At 64.4% G+C, this 17,874-nt stretch carries 17 protein-coding genes; 5 read left to right on the top strand and 12 right to left on the bottom strand.

All coding sequences use genetic code 11. The features are described 5' to 3' along the window. Positions 1-69 precede the first annotated feature (69 nt). Complete coding sequence (locus tag ABIB73_RS27465; RefSeq protein ID WP_354229040.1) at positions 70-666, bottom strand: superoxide dismutase; 597 nt, start codon at positions 664-666, stop codon at positions 70-72. 224 nt (positions 667-890) lie between these two features. On the opposite strand from ABIB73_RS27465, the gene ABIB73_RS27460 reads away from it, so the two are divergent. Together ABIB73_RS27460 and ABIB73_RS27455 are read left to right on the top strand one after the other, a co-directional pair. Continuing rightward, positions 891-1,418 carry a GNAT family N-acetyltransferase gene (locus tag ABIB73_RS27460; RefSeq protein WP_354229038.1) on the top strand — a complete coding sequence of 176 codons (528 nt, stop codon included), beginning with the start codon at positions 891-893 and terminating at the stop codon, positions 1,416-1,418. Between the two features lie 109 nt (positions 1,419-1,527). Further along, the gene (locus tag ABIB73_RS27455; RefSeq protein ID WP_354229036.1) at positions 1,528-1,968 is read left to right on the top strand and encodes a DUF2147 domain-containing protein; all 441 of its coding nucleotides are present in this window, start codon (positions 1,528-1,530) and stop codon (positions 1,966-1,968) included. Positions 1,969-2,122: 154 nt separating this feature from the next. Here the strand turns inward: ABIB73_RS27455 and ABIB73_RS27450 are convergent, their stop codons facing one another. From ABIB73_RS27450 to ABIB73_RS27425, 6 genes are all read right to left on the bottom strand, one after another. After that, positions 2,123-3,265: a DUF3095 domain-containing protein gene (locus tag ABIB73_RS27450; RefSeq protein ID WP_354229034.1), complete on the bottom strand. Its 1,143-nt coding sequence runs from the start codon at positions 3,263-3,265 to the stop codon at positions 2,123-2,125. A gap of 176 nt (positions 3,266-3,441) precedes the next feature. Further along, entirely contained in the window at positions 3,442-3,657 is a 216-nt protein-coding gene (locus ABIB73_RS27445; RefSeq protein WP_354229032.1) for a hypothetical protein, read from the bottom strand. 125 nt (positions 3,658-3,782) lie between these two features. Continuing rightward, positions 3,783-4,505, bottom strand: a complete 723-nt coding sequence (locus ABIB73_RS27440; RefSeq protein WP_354229030.1) for an SDR family NAD(P)-dependent oxidoreductase — start codon at positions 4,503-4,505, stop codon at positions 3,783-3,785. Next, the gene (locus tag ABIB73_RS27435) at positions 4,498-5,880 is read right to left on the bottom strand and encodes a class I adenylate-forming enzyme family protein (RefSeq protein WP_354229028.1); all 1,383 of its coding nucleotides are present in this window, start codon (positions 5,878-5,880) and stop codon (positions 4,498-4,500) included. Before ABIB73_RS27435 ends, ABIB73_RS27440 begins: the two co-directional genes overlap by 8 nt. Continuing rightward, on the bottom strand, positions 5,867-6,112 hold the full coding sequence (locus ABIB73_RS27430; protein WP_354229026.1) for an acyl carrier protein: 246 nt from the start codon (positions 6,110-6,112) through the stop codon (positions 5,867-5,869). The genes ABIB73_RS27435 and ABIB73_RS27430 overlap by 14 nt, the downstream gene beginning before the upstream one ends. A gap of 151 nt (positions 6,113-6,263) precedes the next feature. Continuing rightward, a complete protein-coding gene (locus ABIB73_RS27425) occupies positions 6,264-8,078 on the bottom strand; it encodes a long-chain-acyl-CoA synthetase (RefSeq protein WP_354229025.1) in 1,815 nt (604 codons plus the stop codon). Between the two features lie 228 nt (positions 8,079-8,306). On the opposite strand from ABIB73_RS27425, the gene ABIB73_RS27420 reads away from it, so the two are divergent. Then, complete coding sequence (locus ABIB73_RS27420; protein WP_354229023.1) at positions 8,307-9,287, top strand: Bug family tripartite tricarboxylate transporter substrate binding protein; 981 nt, start codon at positions 8,307-8,309, stop codon at positions 9,285-9,287. Between the two features lie 35 nt (positions 9,288-9,322). On the opposite strand, the gene ABIB73_RS27415 is transcribed toward ABIB73_RS27420, so the two are convergent. After that, positions 9,323-9,733 carry a MarR family winged helix-turn-helix transcriptional regulator gene (locus ABIB73_RS27415; RefSeq protein WP_354229196.1) on the bottom strand — a complete coding sequence of 137 codons (411 nt, stop codon included), beginning with the start codon at positions 9,731-9,733 and terminating at the stop codon, positions 9,323-9,325. A 169-nt stretch (positions 9,734-9,902) separates the two neighbouring features. Between ABIB73_RS27415 and ABIB73_RS27410 the strand changes: the two genes are divergently transcribed. Beyond that, positions 9,903-11,078: an FAD-dependent oxidoreductase gene (locus ABIB73_RS27410; protein WP_354229021.1), complete on the top strand. Its 1,176-nt coding sequence runs from the start codon at positions 9,903-9,905 to the stop codon at positions 11,076-11,078. On the opposite strand, the gene ABIB73_RS27405 is transcribed toward ABIB73_RS27410, so the two are convergent. Beyond that, positions 11,075-11,368: a DUF3551 domain-containing protein gene (locus ABIB73_RS27405; RefSeq protein ID WP_354229019.1), complete on the bottom strand. Its 294-nt coding sequence runs from the start codon at positions 11,366-11,368 to the stop codon at positions 11,075-11,077. The genes ABIB73_RS27410 and ABIB73_RS27405 overlap by 4 nt on opposite strands. Positions 11,369-11,377: 9 nt before the next feature. After that, entirely contained in the window at positions 11,378-11,659 is a 282-nt protein-coding gene (locus ABIB73_RS27400) for a DUF3551 domain-containing protein (RefSeq protein WP_354229018.1), read from the bottom strand. A gap of 426 nt (positions 11,660-12,085) precedes the next feature. On the opposite strand from ABIB73_RS27400, the gene ABIB73_RS27395 reads away from it, so the two are divergent. Next, on the top strand, positions 12,086-15,226 hold the full coding sequence (locus ABIB73_RS27395; RefSeq protein WP_354229016.1) for a multidrug efflux RND transporter permease subunit: 3,141 nt from the start codon (positions 12,086-12,088) through the stop codon (positions 15,224-15,226). 102 nt (positions 15,227-15,328) lie between these two features. Here ABIB73_RS27395 and htpG read toward each other — a convergent pair whose 3' ends face one another. Together htpG and ABIB73_RS27385 are read right to left on the bottom strand one after the other, a co-directional pair. Beyond that, positions 15,329-17,203: a molecular chaperone HtpG gene (gene htpG, locus ABIB73_RS27390; protein ID WP_354229014.1), complete on the bottom strand. Its 1,875-nt coding sequence runs from the start codon at positions 17,201-17,203 to the stop codon at positions 15,329-15,331. A gap of 134 nt (positions 17,204-17,337) precedes the next feature. Further along, complete coding sequence (locus ABIB73_RS27385; RefSeq protein ID WP_354229012.1) at positions 17,338-17,730, bottom strand: hypothetical protein; 393 nt, start codon at positions 17,728-17,730, stop codon at positions 17,338-17,340. Positions 17,731-17,874 lie beyond the last annotated feature (144 nt).

Raw genomic sequence — 17,874 nt, 5'->3', positions numbered from 1 at the left:
GGTTCGGTCAGCAAAAAGGCGGCCGCATGCGACCGCCTTTCTCGATTTCGTCGTCCCGAGGCGGCTAACTCAGGCCTTGTCGAACAGGGACTCGACGTATTCCCAGTTCACGAGGTTCTCGACGAACGCCTTCAGATAGTCCGGACGGCGATTGCGATAGTCGATGTAGTAGGAGTGCTCCCAGACGTCGCAGCCGAGGATCGGGCTGGCGCCGTGCACCAGCGGATTCTCGCCGTTCGGGGTCTTGGCGATTTCGAGCTTGCCGTTCTTGACCTGGAGCCAGCACCAGCCGGAGCCGAACTGGCCGACGCCGGCCGCCTGGAAGTCGGTCTTGAACTTCTCGAAGCCGCCGAGGTCCTCGTTGATCTTCTTCTCGAGCTTGCCCGGCAGCTTGGTGCCGCCGCCACTGGGCTTCATCCAGCTCCAGAAGTGGATGTGGTTGTAGTGCTGGCCGGCATTGTTGAACACCGCGGGGTTCTTGCCGAACGAGCCCTTGACGATCTCCTCAAGGGATTTGCCTTCCCATTCGGTGCCCTTGAGCGCGTTGTTGCCGTTGGTGACGTAGGCCTGATGGTGCTTGTCGTGGTGGAATTCCAGCGTTTCCTTCGACATGAATTGCCCGAGGGCGTCATAGGCGTAAGGAAGGGGGGGCAGCGTGAATGTCATGGGTTCTTGTCCGCAACTGGTGGGGAACGTTCTAACGGTCTTCCCTTATAGAAGGTTCCGTCGCCGTTAAATACCGGCAATTTGCGAAAAGCCGTGATGCGAAGCATGGCCGGAATGCACAACTCCGCAGCAGGCAAGCCGATGTCGCCGCAAAATATCATTGCCTTTGAAGTGCTTATGACAGAACGAATGCACCACGCAGCCAGGATGCGAAAGACAGAGCCATGAGCATCGAGATCGACATTTTGAACGGCGACGCCTCGTGGTCATTGGCGGAGCCGCTGCATAGCGCGGTCTGGCCGCGCCACAGGGTCGAGAAGCAGCCCTGGGGTCACATCATGTGGGCCCATGCCGATTTGCGCGTGCTGATCGAGACGCCCGAGGACGGCCTCGTCTGCCATGTCGGCATCTACTTCCGCACCGCCACCTGGAACGGCCGCAAGGTTCACGTCGGCGGCATCGGCGGCGTCTGCACGCGTGAAGACCGGCGCGGCCGCGGCTACGCGACGATGGCGATCGACGCGGCTGTGCACACCATGCGCGCCAACGAGGCGGTCCGCTTCGCGATCCTGTTCTGCGAGCCGCACAATGTCGCCTTCTACGAGGCCCGCAACTGGCACGCCTTCACCGGCGAGGTCTATTGCGAGCAGCCGGAGGGACGGGTCCGCTTCAGCCACATGGCGCCCTATGTGTTCGACATCGCCCGCGCGCCCACGCTCGGCACCATAGACCTGTGCGGCCTGCCCTGGTGAGGCCAGCTGTTTCTGCTGGGGCAAATGAGCGCAGGAATGTGATTCCATCAAGCGTTGCACTATCCTGACATGCTGCTATTGGAGGCGCCTCCATTCCGGGGCACTCTCCATGACTTCCAGATTCGCCATTCTCACCGTCCTTCTGGCTGCGCTGCTTGGTGCGAATGCCACTTATGCGCAAAGCGCTGATGCGAGCGGGACCTGGCTGACCCAGGCGGGCGATGCGCGCGTCAAGATCAGCAAGTGCGGCGGCGGCATCTGCGGCGTCATCGTCTGGCTGCGGGAGCCCACCGACACCACGACCGGCCAACCCGCGACCGACAGCAAGAACCCCAATCCTGCGCTCGCCAGGCGCCCGATGATCGGATTGCCGCTGTTCAGCGGCATGCAGCCCGGAGGCCCCAACAAATGGTCGGGCCAGATCTACAATGCCGATGACGGCAGCACCTATGCGAGCAGCGTCACGGTGACGGGTGCGGAGTCGCTGCGGGTCGAAGGCTGCGTCGGCGCGCTTTGCGGCGGCGAGACCTGGACGCGCGCGGGGCCATAACCAAGTCTGGTGTCCCGGATGCGCTGCAGCGCTTGCGCTGCTGCGCAGAGCCGGGACCCACGTCACAATGGGCCCCAGCTCTGCAGCGCATCACACCGGACGATGCTTCGCATCGCCGGGAGTGCAGCGCTGCGTCCGGGGCACGAGAATCATCTCACACCAGCATCGCCTTGAGTGCCGTCGCCGCCGAGGCGTAGCCGCCGCGTGCACCGTCGATGAAGTGCACATGGTCGCTGCGCAGCGCCGAGGGCGTGAAGCAGGTCATCATCGCGGCATCCTGCTGGTAAAGGCCATAGCGCACGACGCCGTCGCGCGCCGCGGCTTCAAGACGAGTTCTCAAGGAACGCTCGAGCTGTGGCGTGCAGTCGAGGATCATGCGCAAGCCGTCGTCGTATTTGCGGAAGTCGGAGTTCTCGACCACCTGCTGCTTGTAGGTCTTCGGCGCGAAGCCGCCGATCTTGATGTCGAAGCGCATGATCAGATAGGCGAATAGCGTGTAGACAAGGACGCCGACGCGACGCTTGAACAGCGGCCCGCCGCGCGTCGCCCTTGCCTCATAGTCCAGTCCTTGCGGCGGCCATTTCAGCGGCGGCCCCTCCGACGGCACGGGACGCCCGGAATCCGGGCTGCGCTCGACGAGATGGATGATGTCCTCGATCACTTTTCGGAACGCCGGCGGATCGGCGCTGCGTGCCGGCACCACCAGCACCGACAGGATCAGTCCGCGCGAGGCCGGGATCACCTCGAAGCGGCAGGACAGGCCGGAGAGATCGGGCTGTGCACCGGCAGGCGCTTCAGGGACGGCGAACTCGCTGCGCTTCATTGCGGCATCGGCCCAGTTCAGCCCGCCGCCGGAAAACATCGCGTAAGACAGGTTGGCCGACGGACCGAAGCGTGCGACGCGCACATCCAGGCCCTGCGCGCGGATGGCGCTCACCGGCACCAGCGCGACTCGCATCTTCAGATCGAGGTCTTCCCGCACCCAGGTCGCGGTCGCGGCCAGCGCCGCGCGGGCGAATTCGAGATCACCAGGCGCAACCGCAAAGCTCGCGCCGTCACCGCCGAACACGAAGGGGAATTCCCGTCCCTCCAGCGCATTCGTCACCGCCGCGATCACCGCGGCGCCGGCCATGTTGACCGCCTTGTAGCGTTGCGCCGCAATCGCCTTGGTGGAATCGACGATATCGGCAACGCCGATGCTCCAGTCATCCGGCAACGGCGAATAGAGCACGGGGTCCATCAGGCTGGTGAAGCCGCGGAAGACGGGAATGGCGCCATAAAAAGTTGCGGCTGTCATCGCAGGAGCCGGTCTGGTTTTGCACGAGAACAGATACGGGGCGGGATCGATCTGGGTTCGCCTGCCGGCTCGCCCGAACGACGACGCATCATTGTCTGAAATGGGGGATGACAACAAGATGCCGGCGAGGGCCAGCCGGCCCAGCACTGTTCGTCAGCAATGTCCGGGGAGGCGCGCTAGTGCAGCTTCTCGTCCTGACGCTTGCGCGGCGCGGATGCAGGCGCGTCGTGACAGCCGACCAGCCGCACGAATTGCTGCGGATACATTTCGTGGCCGTGATCGCCGGAATTCTGATGCGACATCGGCGGGCAGCGGACGTCATCCGGCTTCGCGTGAGATTGCTCTGTAGACGTCCGGTCGTGACTCGAAGCGGTCATGTTTGAAATGGCCATGCTGCTCCCTCTCGATTAGGGCAGATCGATTGACGTAACCCAATCGATTGCGGGGCATCTTACGACCAAATCCGGCTTGATGTCATTGAGCCCGGTCAACTCAATTGTGGCGGCGGAGTTCCGCTCTACGCCGTGTTCCCCGCATCGATCGTAAACACGGTGCCGGTTACGTTGCGGCCGCCCTCGCCGAGCAAATATTCCACCATGCGCGCGACGTCGTCCGTCTCCGGCAGGCGACGCAGCGCGCTGCGGCCGGCGATGCGCTTGCGGCTCTCATCGGAGAGATTGTGGGTGAGCTCGGTGTCGATGAAGCCCGGCGCGATTGCATTCACGGTGATGCCGAGCTTGCCGACCTCGCGCGCGAGCGAACGGGTGAAGCCGGTGGCGGCAGCCTTGGTCGCGCCGTAGACCGAGAGCCCATTGTAGCCGGTGGTCGCAATGATGGATGAGATGTTGATGATGCGACCCGCACCATCCGCCATCATCTGCCGCGCGACATATTTGGTGAGGATGATCGGCGACAGCACGTTGAGCTGCACCAATGCCTCGATCTCGGAATTGTGCATGGTGGCGAGCAGGCCTTCGGTGCCGAGGCCGGCATTGTTGACGAGGCCGTAGATCGCGCCAAATTCGTCTCGCACCAGCTTGGCGTAGGCCGGGATCGCGTCGATCACGGCGAGGTCGCAGGCGCGAAAATGCAGGCGGCCTTCGGATTCGGCGATCGCGGCCTCGAGCTCCTCGCTCTCGCGCCGCGCCGCCGCGATCACGTTGTAGCCGGCGTCCACCAGGCGCTTGCCGATCGCGAGCCCAATGCCGCGGCTGCCGCCGGTGACGAGGACATTATGCATCGGTGCGCGCCAGTTTGCCGGCCGGGGTAACGTCGAGCGCCTCGACGAAGCGGATCACCGCCGGCACCTTGTGGGACGCGAGCTGCGCACGGCACTGACCCAGGATCTGGTCGCGGATCTCCTTCGCCCGCGCCGGATCGGTGCCGTCGGCCAGGATCACGTCCGCGACGACGATGCCGCCGGTGATCGGGCTGCGCCGCGATTTCGCCCGCGACATCCGCACGTCGGGATGACGGTTGATCGCCGTTTCGATCTCCTCGGGATGGACCTTCAGTCCGCCGATATTGATGATGCCGCCGCGGCGGCCGACGAAATGATAGCGATCGCCACGCAGCTCGACGATGTCGCCGCTGTCGACGAACCCGTCATTGTCGGTGAGCGCGGCCGCGTCGCGGCCGATATAGGCATGCGCCGTGCGGCTCGAACGAATGCGGAGCGAACCGTCGACAACTTTCATCTCGACGCCGTTGCGATTGCCGAGATAGTCAGCCGGAAAACCTTCCAGCCCGTCATTGACGGCGAAGCCGACGCCGGCCTCCGTCGAGGCATAAGCGTGGCCAACCGACGATTCCGGGAACGCCGCCTTCAACCCATCAAGCACCGCCTGGTCGGCGATCTCGCCGGAGAGACGAACATAGCGCGGCGCGAATTGCGCGGCCGAGCCGCTCATCAGGAGTTTGCGCCAGTGCGAGGGCGTGCCGGAGATATGCGAAACACCGCGCGCGTTCAGCCGGGCGACGTGATCGGCAAGCGCCTCATGCGGGTCCGACAGCACCATCGAACCGCCGGAGAGAACCGCGCGGAGGAAGATTTGCAGGCCGCCATAGCGACGGATGTCGTAGAACGTCGCCCAAACTGGCGCCGGTCCGCGCGCGGGACCTTCGGCGACGATCGCACCGGTGAGCGCTACCAGGGTATGGCCGACAATTTTCGGCACGCCCGAGGTGCCAGAAGTCAGCATCAGCCATTCAGTGGCGCGCTCGGTTTGCGCGGGCACCGTTGATACGAGCGGCAATTGTACAGTGACGATGAGCGCGACGCCGGTATCGGCCCAGCGATCGGGCTCGTCGGTGACGACGGCATCGATCCCGGCATCAGCGATCAGCGCGTCCAGATGCGCCGGATTGAGATCCGGCGGACACAACAGCATGCGACGGGCGATGCCGTCGAGCTCGATCATCGCAAGGCCGGATCGAAGCTGGTCGGACAGCTTGAGCAGCACGGCGCGGCCGGACAACTCACGCAGGCGGCCGCACAGGACGGTCTGCGACAGGATGTCGGTCAACGACACGACATCGTGCGCATCCGACAGCGTGCGGCCCTTCAGCTCCACGCCGAGATGGTCACGAAGCGCAAAGATCTCACGCGGGGACATTTTCGTAGGCCCGCACGAAATCGCCCACGGTGGCGGGGAACGCCGCGTCCTCGGAAATGGTGAAGGGATCGACGCCGGTCTCGTCCTCGAGACGCGCCACCAGGATCGCGAAGGCAAGCGAGTCGAAGCCCGTCTCGTGCAGGGACAAATCGTCCGAGAGTTCGGGAATCGTGACGTGCTGCTCTTTGGCGATCTGTTGGATCGCTTCAATAACCCTGGATCTTACCGACATGGCTGGCTCGCCTCGTGCTTTGTTAGTCGATCGTTTTTCTTAAGGCGGCTCTTGATGACCGCCTCCCATGGCCGCTTGTTTACCGGACAGAAGTAAATGGCCTCTTGGACAATTCAGATAAAATTGGACCTATCTCCGGATTTTGCTGCGGCTACAGCCTGATCGCACCGTCGATGATTTGCGCATAAGCCTCCGACGAGAGCGCGACATAGGCGCCGGACCTCGGGTCGAGCATGAACAGCGGATCGGCGATCGCGCCGGGATCAAATCCCTCGCGCACAAGCTCGCCCTTTTTCTGCTTGAACGTCTCGGTCGCATCGAGCTCGCGCGAGATGCGAATGAAGACCGGGCGGGCATAGGTCGGTAGGCGCTGCGCGAGATGCGCGGGCAGTGCTGTGATATCAAAGCCTTCGTTAACGACAATCGCGCTCATGCCGGCGCGGCCGTCGGTGTCGGGGATGCTGATACCGTAGGTGGCGGCGTCGACCACGCCGGTGAGATCGCGCACGGCGTCGTTGACCTCCGAGGTCGCGACGTTCTCACCCTTCCAACGAAAGGTGTCGCCGATGCGGTCGACGAAGTGGAAGAAGCCCTTGTCGTCGAGCCGCATCAGATCCCCGGTGCGGAACCAGGCATCGCCCTTGGCGAAGACGTCGCGCAGGACTTTTTTCTCGGTTTCGCCAGCATCAGTGTAGCCCTCGAAGCGGCCACCGCCCTGGTCAGCCGTGCCAATGCGGCCGATCGCTTCGCCGGCTTCCCCACGTGCGCAAGCGATGCAGAGTCCATCTTCATTGCGCAGCGGCGCACCTTCGTCGGGATCAAGCCTGACGAGACTTGCAGGGAAGCGATGCGCGAGCAGCGGCGGGATGCGGCCGATCGCGCCCGCGTGGCCCTCGACATTGAACAGCGAGAAATTGCCTTCCGTCGCGGCATAGAATTCGAGGATACGGGGAATGGCGAAGCGCCCCTGGAAATCCTCCCAGATGTCGCCGCGCAGGCCGTTGCCGCAGGCGAGCCGCAGGCGATGGCGGTTCTCGTATTCCGACGGCGGCGCCTTCAGCAGATAACGACAGAGCTCGCCGATATACTGGAACAGTGAGCAGTCGTGCCGCACGATGTCGGGCCAGAAATTCGAGGCCGAGAATTTTTCCGCGATCACCACCGAGCCGCCGGCGGCCAGCATGCTGCATGGCGCAACGATGCCGCCGACCGAGTGGAACAGCGGCAAGCAATCGTAAAGCCGGTCCTGCGGCGATGCGTCCGTGAGGCCGGCGAACCAAAAACCCCAGTTGAGGATGCGGCGATGGCTAATGCTGGCCGCCTTCGGCAGGCCGGTGGTACCGGACGTGTAGATCAGCAGCGCGCGGTCATTGATAGTGACGTCGCCATGTTCTTCCGGCGAGAGCGGCCCGTCGTCGAGCGCGGCCAGCGCGACGTCGATGGCGCGCTCGCTGCGAGCGTCACCGTGGGTCCAGACCTTTGCTTCTGTCCTCAGATGCGACGCTGCGCTCTCCAACATCTCCGCCAATTCATGCGCGACGATGATGTGCGAGGGCTGGGCGAGATCGATGCAATGCGCGAGCGACTGCCCCACGAGCTTTGTATTGATCAGCGCGACCACACCGCCGACACGGCTGATGCCGAGCCACGCCGCGACATAGTCGATGCCGTTCGGCATGATCAGGCCGACGGTGTCGCCCTTGGTCACACCGACCGAGTGCGCCCAGCGCGCGTAGCGGTTGATGCGCTTCGACAGGCTTTCGTAATCGAGGCTTGCGTCGTCCATGACCAGCGCGGTGCGATCGGGCTGGCGCCGCGCCCAGTCGTCGACGACGTCGGCGAACAACCGGCCCGGCAACGTCTCGATCCGCGCGGTGAGCTCGATCGCCTTCAGCCAGATCTTTGAGGCCGAGGGCGCGCGCGCCGCTTTCGGCTGCTCGATGACGCCGGTGGTCATGCCGTTCATTCTTTCGGGGCCATGTCTGCTGGTTCCGGCAGCTTAGCCCGCGTGCCCTGCCCAGGTGTTAAGAGACAAGGTAAAACTCGGTTAGCTCCTGATTAACTCCAGTCATCCTTTACCAAGCCGACGGGAACGGCGTGCGGCTTGGCGCAATTCTTGCGATAGCAAATCCAGTCATTGGGGCGCTGCGCGTGTGCCTCTCCCCGCTTACGGACGAGTGAACTGGAGGTGATAATGATCACCAAGCGACGTTTCCTTCAAACCGCCGCCTGCGCCGCAGCCGCGTTCGTCGCACCGCGTGCCTTTGCCGTAGGCAACCCGTCCTATCCCTTGCGCAGTGTGAAATGGGTGGTGCCTTATGCGCCGGGCGGAGCCACCGACGTGCTGTCGCGGCTGATCTGCCAGCGCCTGTCAGATCGGCTCGGCCAGACTTTTATCGTCGAGAACAAGCCGGGCGCCGGCAGCAATATCGGTACGCAGGCGGTGATTGCGTCTGCGCCGGATGGCTACACACTGCTCCTCACGTCGACCGCGAACGCGATCAACGCCTCCTTCGACCCAGCGCTGCCGTATGATTTCGCCAAGGGCATCGCACCGGTGGCGGGCGTCGCGCGCATTCCACTGGTGCTGGTCGTCAACAACGATCTTCCGGTGAGGAGCGTCGCCGCCTTCATCGCCTACGCCAAGGCCAATCCCGGCAAGATGTCGATCGCCTCCTCCGGCATCGGCACCTCGCTGCATCTGTCCGGCGAGTTGTTCAAGTCGCTGGCAGGCGTGCAGTTCACCCACGTGCCCTATCGCGGCTCGGCGCCGGGACTGACCGACGTGATGAGCGGCCAGATCCAGGGCATGTTCGACAACGTCACCTCGTCCTTCGAGCTGGTGCGCGCCGGCAAGCTGCGCGCGCTGGGCGTCACTACTCGCGAGCGCTCGGAGATCTTGCCGGACGTACCCCCGATCGCGGACACGCTTCCCGGCTACCAGACGAGTTCGTTCTACGGCGTCGGTGCCCCGCGCGACACGCCGCGCGAGATCGTCGATCTCCTCAATCGCGAGATCGACGCAGCTCTCTCCGACGCCGAGATCAAGGGCCGCATCGCCGATGTCGGCGCGATCCCGCTACACGGCAATGCCAACGAGTTCGGCGGCATGCTGACCGCAGAAACCGACCGCTGGCGCAAGGTGGTGGAGCTGTCGGGGATCAAGAAGGAATAGTGGCGAACGCTGCTCTTCGGCCGGAGCAGGCGGGGCTATTCGGCGATCTCGCTGGTGACTCCGCGCTCCAGATTGCGATTGAGACGCTGCAAGAGGTCGCACAGCGTTGCGACTTCCGCTTCGCTGAATCCCTCGACCAGTTCGGCACGACCGGCATGCAACGCCTCGCGTAACGCCGGCATCTTCGCCAGCGCCTTCCTTGTCAGCGAGACCAGGCTGCTGCGGCCATCCTTCGGGTCGGGCACGCGGCGGACCAGGCCGTCGCGCTCCATGCGCGCAAGCGTCTGCGCCATCGAGGGCTGCTCGATCCGCGCCAGCCGGGCCAGGTCCCGCTGCGACATCGCGCCGCCATCGCGCAGCAAATAGAAGACCGGGAGCTGGCCGGCACTGGCGCCGAATGGCTTCAGGCGACGCTCGGCAAGGCGCATCAGGCCGCGCGAGGCCATGTTGATGAGCGGCGCCGGTGTGTTCAACAACTCCCATTCATTGTCAGGTACGGCGCTCGGCTCGTCAGCCGCCGCTGCGGCTCCGCCTCCCGTCCTCGAATCCGTCATTGCATAGGGACCTATATTTAATATATAGGAGCCTATATAATTGACTTTGAGGAGTCTGTCCATGGTCTCGCGTCCCCGTATCGCCATCATCGGCGCAGGCCCCGGCGGCCTGACGCTCGCCCGCATCCTTCATTGCGCCGGGATCGCCGCATCCGTCTTCGAAAAGGAGACGCACGCGCTGGAGCGTCCGCAGGGCGGTACGCTCGACCTGCACGTGGATGACGGCCAGCTGGCGCTGAAGCGCGCCGGGCTCGAAGCGGAATTCCGCCGTATCGCCCGCTACGAGGATCAGGGCAGTCGTCTCTACGACAAGCACGGCACATTGCTGTTCGCCGACGACGATTCTGCCGACGCCGACCGACCCGAAGTCGACCGCACGGCGCTCAGGGAGATCTTGCTTGCCTCGCTGCCCAAGGGCACGATTCACTGGGGCCGCGCACTGCGCGAGGTCCTTCCTGCAAGCGACGGCACATTCGCGCTCCTATTCGAGACCACGACCGAAGGACCATTCGACCTCGTGGTCGGCGCTGATGGCACATGGTCGCGCGTGCGCCCGCTGGTGTCGGCTTACGAACCACAATACACGGGCATCACTTTCATCGAATTTGGCATCGACGATGCGGACGCGCGCCACCCTGCGCTCGCCGCGCTGGTCGGGCGCGGCAAGCTCGGAGCGGAGGGCAACGGGCGCGGCATGATCGTGCAGCGGAATGCCAACGCGCATCTCCGTGGCTACGCCATATTCCGTGTCCCGGCAGACTGGGCGGTGAGGACCTTCGATTTCGCATCACCCTCCGCGGTCCGCACGCGGCTCATCGCCGAATTTGCGGGATGGGCGCCAGAACTGCTCGACCTCATTCGCGCCAGCAATGACTCGCTGGCCGCGCGCTCGATCCATGCGCTGCCGGTCGGCCATCATTGGCCGAATCGGGCCGGGCTGACGCTGCTCGGTGACGCCGCGCACGTGATGTCGCCTTTCGGCGGCGACGGCGTCAACATGGCGATGCTCGATGGCGCGGAGCTCGGTCGGCTTCTCATCGAGCACAACGATTGGGGCGTGGCAGTCCGCAGCTACGAGCGCGACATGTTCGCGCGCGTGGCGGGTCCTGCCGCCCACGCCGCGGAGGCGGTCGCGACCGAGCTCTCCCACATCGGGCCGGAGCTGTCCTTGCAACACATGCAAGGCTACCTCGCCGCGCGCGCGGCTGGCGCCGCGGCCACTGGTGGCGTTGGCTAACCGCCTCTCTTGCGATGCCAGCGCGGTGGCGGCGCGTTCACGGGATAATAGGGATTGAGATCGCAGCTCGCGGCGCGGCCTGCGGCCGTGGCGTGGCACTGCGGCAGCGAGGTGAAGGAGCAGTCGTACCATTCGCCGCCGCCACCGCTCGCGCCGGAATAGACGTGCATGCAGACGGGATAACGGGGATCAAAGGTCTGCGCATACGACGGCCTGGCCGCCAGCAATGTACCGACGGTCACGATCAGGCCGAGTGAGCGACGCGTAAAGATGCCTGCCGGACGTCGCATCGCCAATCGTCAGTTCACCTTCTTGTGCCGCCGGCGCGGCGGTGGCGGCGGCGGTTCGTTGAAGGCATAATAGGGGTTGAGGTCGCAGCTTGCGGAGCGGCCCGACGCCGTGGCGTGGCACTGCGGGAGCGAGGTGAAGGAGCAGTCGTAATAATCGCCGCCACCGCCCCGACCACCGGACGTATAGACGTGCATGCACACCGGATAGCGCGGATCGTAAGTCTGGGCACTTGCCGGCGCCACAGCTGGCAGCGTGGCGATCGCCATGATGATCAGGAGCGGTAGGCGCATCGAAAAATTCCTCGAATCGGTAGCGAAGGCTGATGTCATGCCAATTCGATATGGCACAACGCGGCTGGAGAAGCGATCGTTCCCTGTCATACCTCTCCCGCTTGTGACACGCGTTCGAAAAGACGACACAGGGCCTCCCGCGGGCGAAAAAAGGCCGAGAGCGGGCCGCTTCCGGCCTGCGCGAAACGCATATCTCGCGGCAGCGTCTTTTCGACAAAGGTCGCAAGTATCCGGCAAAGGATTCCGTTCGCAGGCCGGCGCAAACGGACTAGTCTCGCGTCGACAATGCGGCCCGGGGTCGACGACGCTCCGGGACGACTAACGAACATATGGGCTGAAGGAAACGCACATTCGCGCCCGAGCTCTCGGGCGTGGCTCCGCCGCGCGCGGGGAGAAGATGCGCTGGCCGGTCGATGGTTTCAGGGCATGCAAGAGAGCTTCTCGTCTCCGTTCATCCGTTATCCGATCGGCACGTCGCTGCTGATGGCGGGCATCCTGTTCGTGGGCCTCGTCGCCTACCCGCTGCTGCCGGTTGCGCCGCTGCCGCAGGTCGACTTTCCGACCATCCAGGTGTCCGCGTCGCTTCCGGGCGGCAGCCCGGAGACCATGGCCTCCTCGGTGGCGCAGCCGCTCGAGCGCCAACTCGCGCAAATCCCAGGCATCACGCAGATGACCTCGACGAGTTCGCTCGGCTCGGCATCGATCACCATCCAGTTTGATCTCAACCGCCTGATCGACGCCGCCGCCAACGACGTGCAGGCCGCCATCAACGCGGCGAGCGGCCAGTTGCCGAAGAACCTGCCTTCACCGCCGACCTATCGCAAGGTCAACCCGGCGGATTCGCCGATCATGATCCTGTCGGCGACCTCGGACACGCTGCCGCTGACCACCGTCAGCGACCTCACCGACGCCCAGCTGGCGCAGCAGATCAGCCAGCTTCCCGGCGTGGCGCAGGTGTTCGTCGGCGGACAGCAAAAACCATCGGTCCGTGTCCAGGTCGATCCGGGCAAGCTCGTCGCCAAGGGATTGTCGCTCGAGGACGTGCGCAACCAGATCGCGAACGCGACCACGGACAGCCCGAAAGGCAACATCGACGGCAACAGACGTGCCTATACCATCTACGCCAACGACCAGCTGCTCGAGGCCGCGCACTGGAAGGACATCATCGTCGCCTATCGCAATGGCGCGCCCTTGCGGATCCGCGACATCGGCGAGGCCGTGGCCGGGCCCGAGGACATGAAGACCGCCGCCTGGGCCGACGGCAAGCGCGGCGTGTTCCTTGTCATCTTCAAGCAGCCCGGAGCCAACGTCATCGAGACCGTCGACCGGATCAAAGCTCAATTGTCGCGGTTGATCGCGGCGATCCCGCCGGCGATCAGGATCAAGATCATCAGCGACCGCACCATCACCATCCGCGCCGCGGTCGACGATGTGCAGATCACGCTCCTGATCACCATCGCCCTGGTGGTGATGGTGATCTTCATCTTCCTGCGCAGCTTCTGGGCCACCATCATCCCGAGCATCACCGTGCCGCTGGCGCTGCTCGGGGCCTGTTCGCTGATGTGGGTGTTCGGCTATTCGCTGGACAATCTCTCGCTGATGGCGTTGACCATCGCGGTCGGCTTCGTGGTCGACGACGCCATCGTGATGCTGGAGAACATCACGCGCTATGTCGAGAGGGGCGAGAGCCCGCTCGCCGCCGCCTACAAGGGCGCGGCCGAGATCGGCTTCACCATCGTCTCGATCAGCATCTCCCTGGTCGCCGTGCTGATCCCGCTCTTGCTGATGGGCGGCATCATCGGCCGCCTGTTCCGCGAATTCGCGGTGACGCTGGCGATGGCGATCTTCGTCTCTCTCGTGGTATCGCTGACCTTGACGCCGATGATGGCCTCGCGCTTCCTGCGCACCGATCGCGAGGCTCGGCACGGTCGTTTCTATCGGTGGAGCGAACGGATGTTCGAGCGCCTGCTCGGCGCCTATGAGCGCGGGCTGGACCTGGCACTGCGGCACAGCCTCGTCACGCTCTGCATCTTCTTCGCCACCGTCGCGCTTTCGGCCGTGCTGTTCATCCTGATCCCGAAGGGCTTCTTCCCGCAACAGGACAACGGATTCCTGACCGCGGTGTCCGAGATGCCGCAGGACATCTCCTTCGCCGAGATGAAGCGGCGGCAGGAGGAGCTCAACGCCATCGTGCAGGCCGACCCCGCCGTCGATTCGATCGCGATGTTCATTGGCGGCGGCGGCACGGCGCTGAACTCGGGCCGCATGTACGTCACGTTGAAGCCGATCGCGGAGCGCGGCGCCAATGCGCAGCAGATCATCGCACGGCTGCGGCCGAAGCTGGCCGAGGTCGAGGGCGCCCGCCTGTATATGCAGGCCTCGCAGGATGTGCGCCTGGGCGGCCGCGCCACCCGCACCCAGTTCGAGTTCACGCTCCAGGACGCCAATCTCACCGAGCTGAACGAATGGGCGCCGAGGATCCTGGCCGACATGAAGGAGCTGCCGCAGCTTCGCGACGTCGCCACTGACCAGCAGACCGAGGGCACAACGCTGCAGCTCGCGATCAATCGCGACACCGCCGCGCGCTACGGCATCCAGCCGCAACTGATCGACGACACGCTCTACGATGCGTTCGGCCAGCGCCAGGTCGCGCAGTACTTCACCCAGACCAACAGCTATCACGTGGTGCTCGAGATCACTCCGGCCTTGCAGGGCAAGCTCGACACGCTCGACAAGCTCTACATCAAGTCGCCGCTGACCGGCGACGAGGTGCCGCTCTCGGTGATCTGCACCTGGACCAACGAGCCGGTGCGGCCGCTCGCGATCTCACATCAGGGCCAGTTTCCGGCGGTAACGATCAGCTTCAACCTCGCGGACGGCGTGGCGTTGGGGCAGGCGACCGATGCGGTGCTGCGCGCGGTCGGCGAGATGGGTGCGCCGCCGACGCTCTCGACAAGCTTCCAGGGCACTGCGCAGGCGTTCCAGCAGTCGCTCGGCACCGTGCCGATGCTGATCCTCGCCGCGCTCGTCGTGGTCTATCTGGTGCTGGGCGTGCTCTATGAGAGCTACATCCACCCGCTGACCATCCTGTCCACGCTGCCGTCGGCCGGCGTCGGCGCGCTCGCGATCCTGATGGTCTTCGGCTTCGATTTCAGCCTCATCGCGCTGATCGGCGTCATCCTGCTGATCGGCATCGTCAAGAAGAACGGCATCATGATGGTGGATTTCGCCATTGCCGCCGAACGCGAGCAGAATCTGACGCCGGAGCAGTCGATCCGCCAGGCCGCGCTGCTGCGCTTCCGCCCGATCATGATGACGACGATGGCAGCGCTGCTTGGCGGCGTTCCCCTGATGCTCGGCAGCGGCACCGGCGCCGAGATCCGCCAGCCGCTCGGTTATGCCATGGTCGGCGGCCTTCTGGTGAGCCAGGCGCTGACGCTGTTCACGACCCCCGTCGTCTATCTCTACCTCGACCGCTTCTCCCATCTGCTGTCGCGCTGGATGGAGAAGAAGCCGGAGGTCGAGCCGGAGGCGCAGAGTGACGAGCAAAAGGACGCCGCGGAGTGAACCCGGACGACGCCACCGGCTCCGTCCTTGCGAGCGCAGCGAAGCAATTCACTCGCAATGACAGCGGAGCGTGTTGGCAATGATGTTCGGTCCCTGGCAGCGTTATCCGAGCCCCTGCAACACGAGCCGGTTCAGCCGGGAAGCAAAGGCCGCCGGATCTTCCGGCAGTTCGCCGTCCAAAATCTGCGCCTGTTCGAGCAGCAGCAGGCTGAGATCGTCGACCACTTTCGAGCCCGCCTGAGCCTTGGTGATCGCCGTGACCAGCGGGTGGCGCAAATTGATCTCCAGGATCGGCTTGGTGCGCATGCCGCGGTTCTGTTGCGCCAGGATGCGCTCAAGCTCGCGGCTCGGACCCTGGCTGTCGGCGACGAGGCAGGAGGCGGAGCTGGTGAGGCGCGTCGACGCCTTGACGTCGCCGACGCGCTCGCCGAGCGCGGCCTTGATCACCGCGATGGTGGCGGCCTCATCCGCCTCAGGCTCGTCATTCGTCGTTTCGTCCTTGTCGTCGACGCGCGGGATCAGGTCGAGATTGAGATCGCCCTGGCTCAGCGACTTCAGCGGCTTGCCCTCGAAATCCGACGGCATCGAGGTCCAGAAGGCATCGACGGGATCGGACAGCAGCAGCACCTCGATGCCGCGCGCGGTGGCCGCCTCGAGCCGCGGACTGGATTTCAGCCGCTCGATGCTGTCGCCGACGAGATAATAGATCTCGGTCTGGTTCGGCTTGAAGTCGGCGATGACCTCCTTGAGCGAGCGCTTCTCGCCTGCAGTCGTGGTGAAGCGCGACAGCGCGAGCAGTTTTTCGCGGCGCTCGAAATCCTCGTAGATGCCTTCCTTCAGCACCGCGCCGAAGGCGTCCCAGATCTTGGCAAAGTTCTCGGCATCCTTTTCGGCGAGGCTTTCGAGCTCGTTGACGACGCGGGTCGCCACCGCTTTGCGGATTTGCGCTAGCTGCGGATTGTTCTGCAGCATCTCGCGCGAGATGTTGAGCGGAAGATCCTCGCTGTCGACGACGCCGCGGATGAAGCGCAGGTAGCCCGGCAACAGATCGGCATCGTCGGTGATGAAGACGCGCCGGACATAGAGCTTGACGCGGCCCTTGCGCGACGGCTCGAACAGGTCGAACGGCTTGGTCGACGGCGCGAACAGCAGCACGGCGTAGGAGTAACGGCCCTCGGCGCGATAGTGCAGAATCATCGCGGGATCGTCGAAGGCGGAGGCGATCTGCTGGTAGGCCTTCTTGTAGTCTTCTGCCGTGAGTTCGGATTTCGAGCGCTGCCACAGCGCGCTCGCCGAATTGATCTGGCGCGGCTCGCCCTCTTCCGGCACGAGCTCGATGGGGAACAGGATGTTGTCGGAATAGGCGCCGACGACACGCTCGATCTCGTAGGTCTCGAGATACTTTTTCGCGTCGTCCTTCAGGTGCAGGACGATCTCAGTGCCGCGCGCCACCCGCGCCGCCTCCTCCTCGCTGGCGCGGGCGATCTCGAAGCCGGAGCCGCCGGACGACGTCCAGGTCCAGACGTCGCTCTCGCCGGCCCTGCGGCTGACGACAACGATCTTTTCGGCGACCATGAAGGCGGAGTAGAAGCCGACGCCGAACTGGCCGATCAGGCCGAGGCCGTCCTTGGCCTCCTTCAGCTTCGACACGAACGCCTTGGTGCCGGAGCGGGCAATGGTGCCGAGATGGTCGATCAGCTCCTGCCGCTCCATGCCGATGCCGTTGTCGGCGATCGTGAGGGTCGCGGTCGTCTTGTTCGGGATGATGCGGATCTTGAGCGCGTCGCCCTCGCCCAGCAGCGCCGGATTGGCGATCGCATCGTAACGCAGCTTGTCACAGGCATCCGACGCGTTGGAGATCAGCTCGCGCAGGAAGATGTCGGTCTCCGAATAGACGGAGTGCACCATCAGGTGCAGAAGCTCGGAAACCTCGGCCTGGAAGGGCTGCGTATGCGTAGCCGTATCGGACGTCGTCATGCGTTTACCCGGTCAAAAAGAAGGGGAAGGAAACCCGGGATATAACGCGATGGGATCGGGGATCAAGTGGATGTAACGGGCTGCCCTCGCCCGGCTTGCGGGAGAAGCAGCCTGACCAGGCCCCGAATTGGCGATCAGGTCACGCAGCGGCCGGGCTGGAGCAGTTTTGCCACCTCGGTCAAGGAGCTGACCATTGGCTCGCAGGCGATGGTCAGCCTGCCGCGGCCCGGCTTCTGCACCAGGGGAGCCGGCTTGGCGTTGCCGGTCTCGATGACCGCGGGGACCCGCAACAGCACTGTCGTATCGGCAAGGTCGTTCAGCCGCATCGAGACGGTGCGGGTGGGAACCGCCCCCGGCTTCAGATCGGCCAGACGGTCGGACTTGCCGGAACGATTGACGACATGGCCGGGCTTGTCGGAAACCGCCTGCCAGCGGTCGGTAAGATCATGGCCGAAGGCCAGCTGCACGGCGCCGAGCATCGCGACAAGCGCGACGGCACTCAAAAATACCTTGCGAATCTGTGGCATGGCTGTCGACCCCCTCGCCCCGTGGCGATCGTGGGAACAACGCGATGGGAGGACCGGGAGTTCTCAGCCGTTAAGATCACTTAACCGTGTGCGGAAATCGTCGCAGGCGTCTTAAAAAATTTTGCAACCGGCTGGAACGACTCC

It is taken from the genome of Bradyrhizobium sp. F1.4.3 (assembly GCF_040548375.1).
In the GTDB taxonomy this organism is placed as follows: domain Bacteria; phylum Pseudomonadota; class Alphaproteobacteria; order Rhizobiales; family Xanthobacteraceae; genus Bradyrhizobium.
Note: the sequence above shows the minus strand (reverse complement) of the source record. Positions and strands in the feature narration are given on the sequence as shown.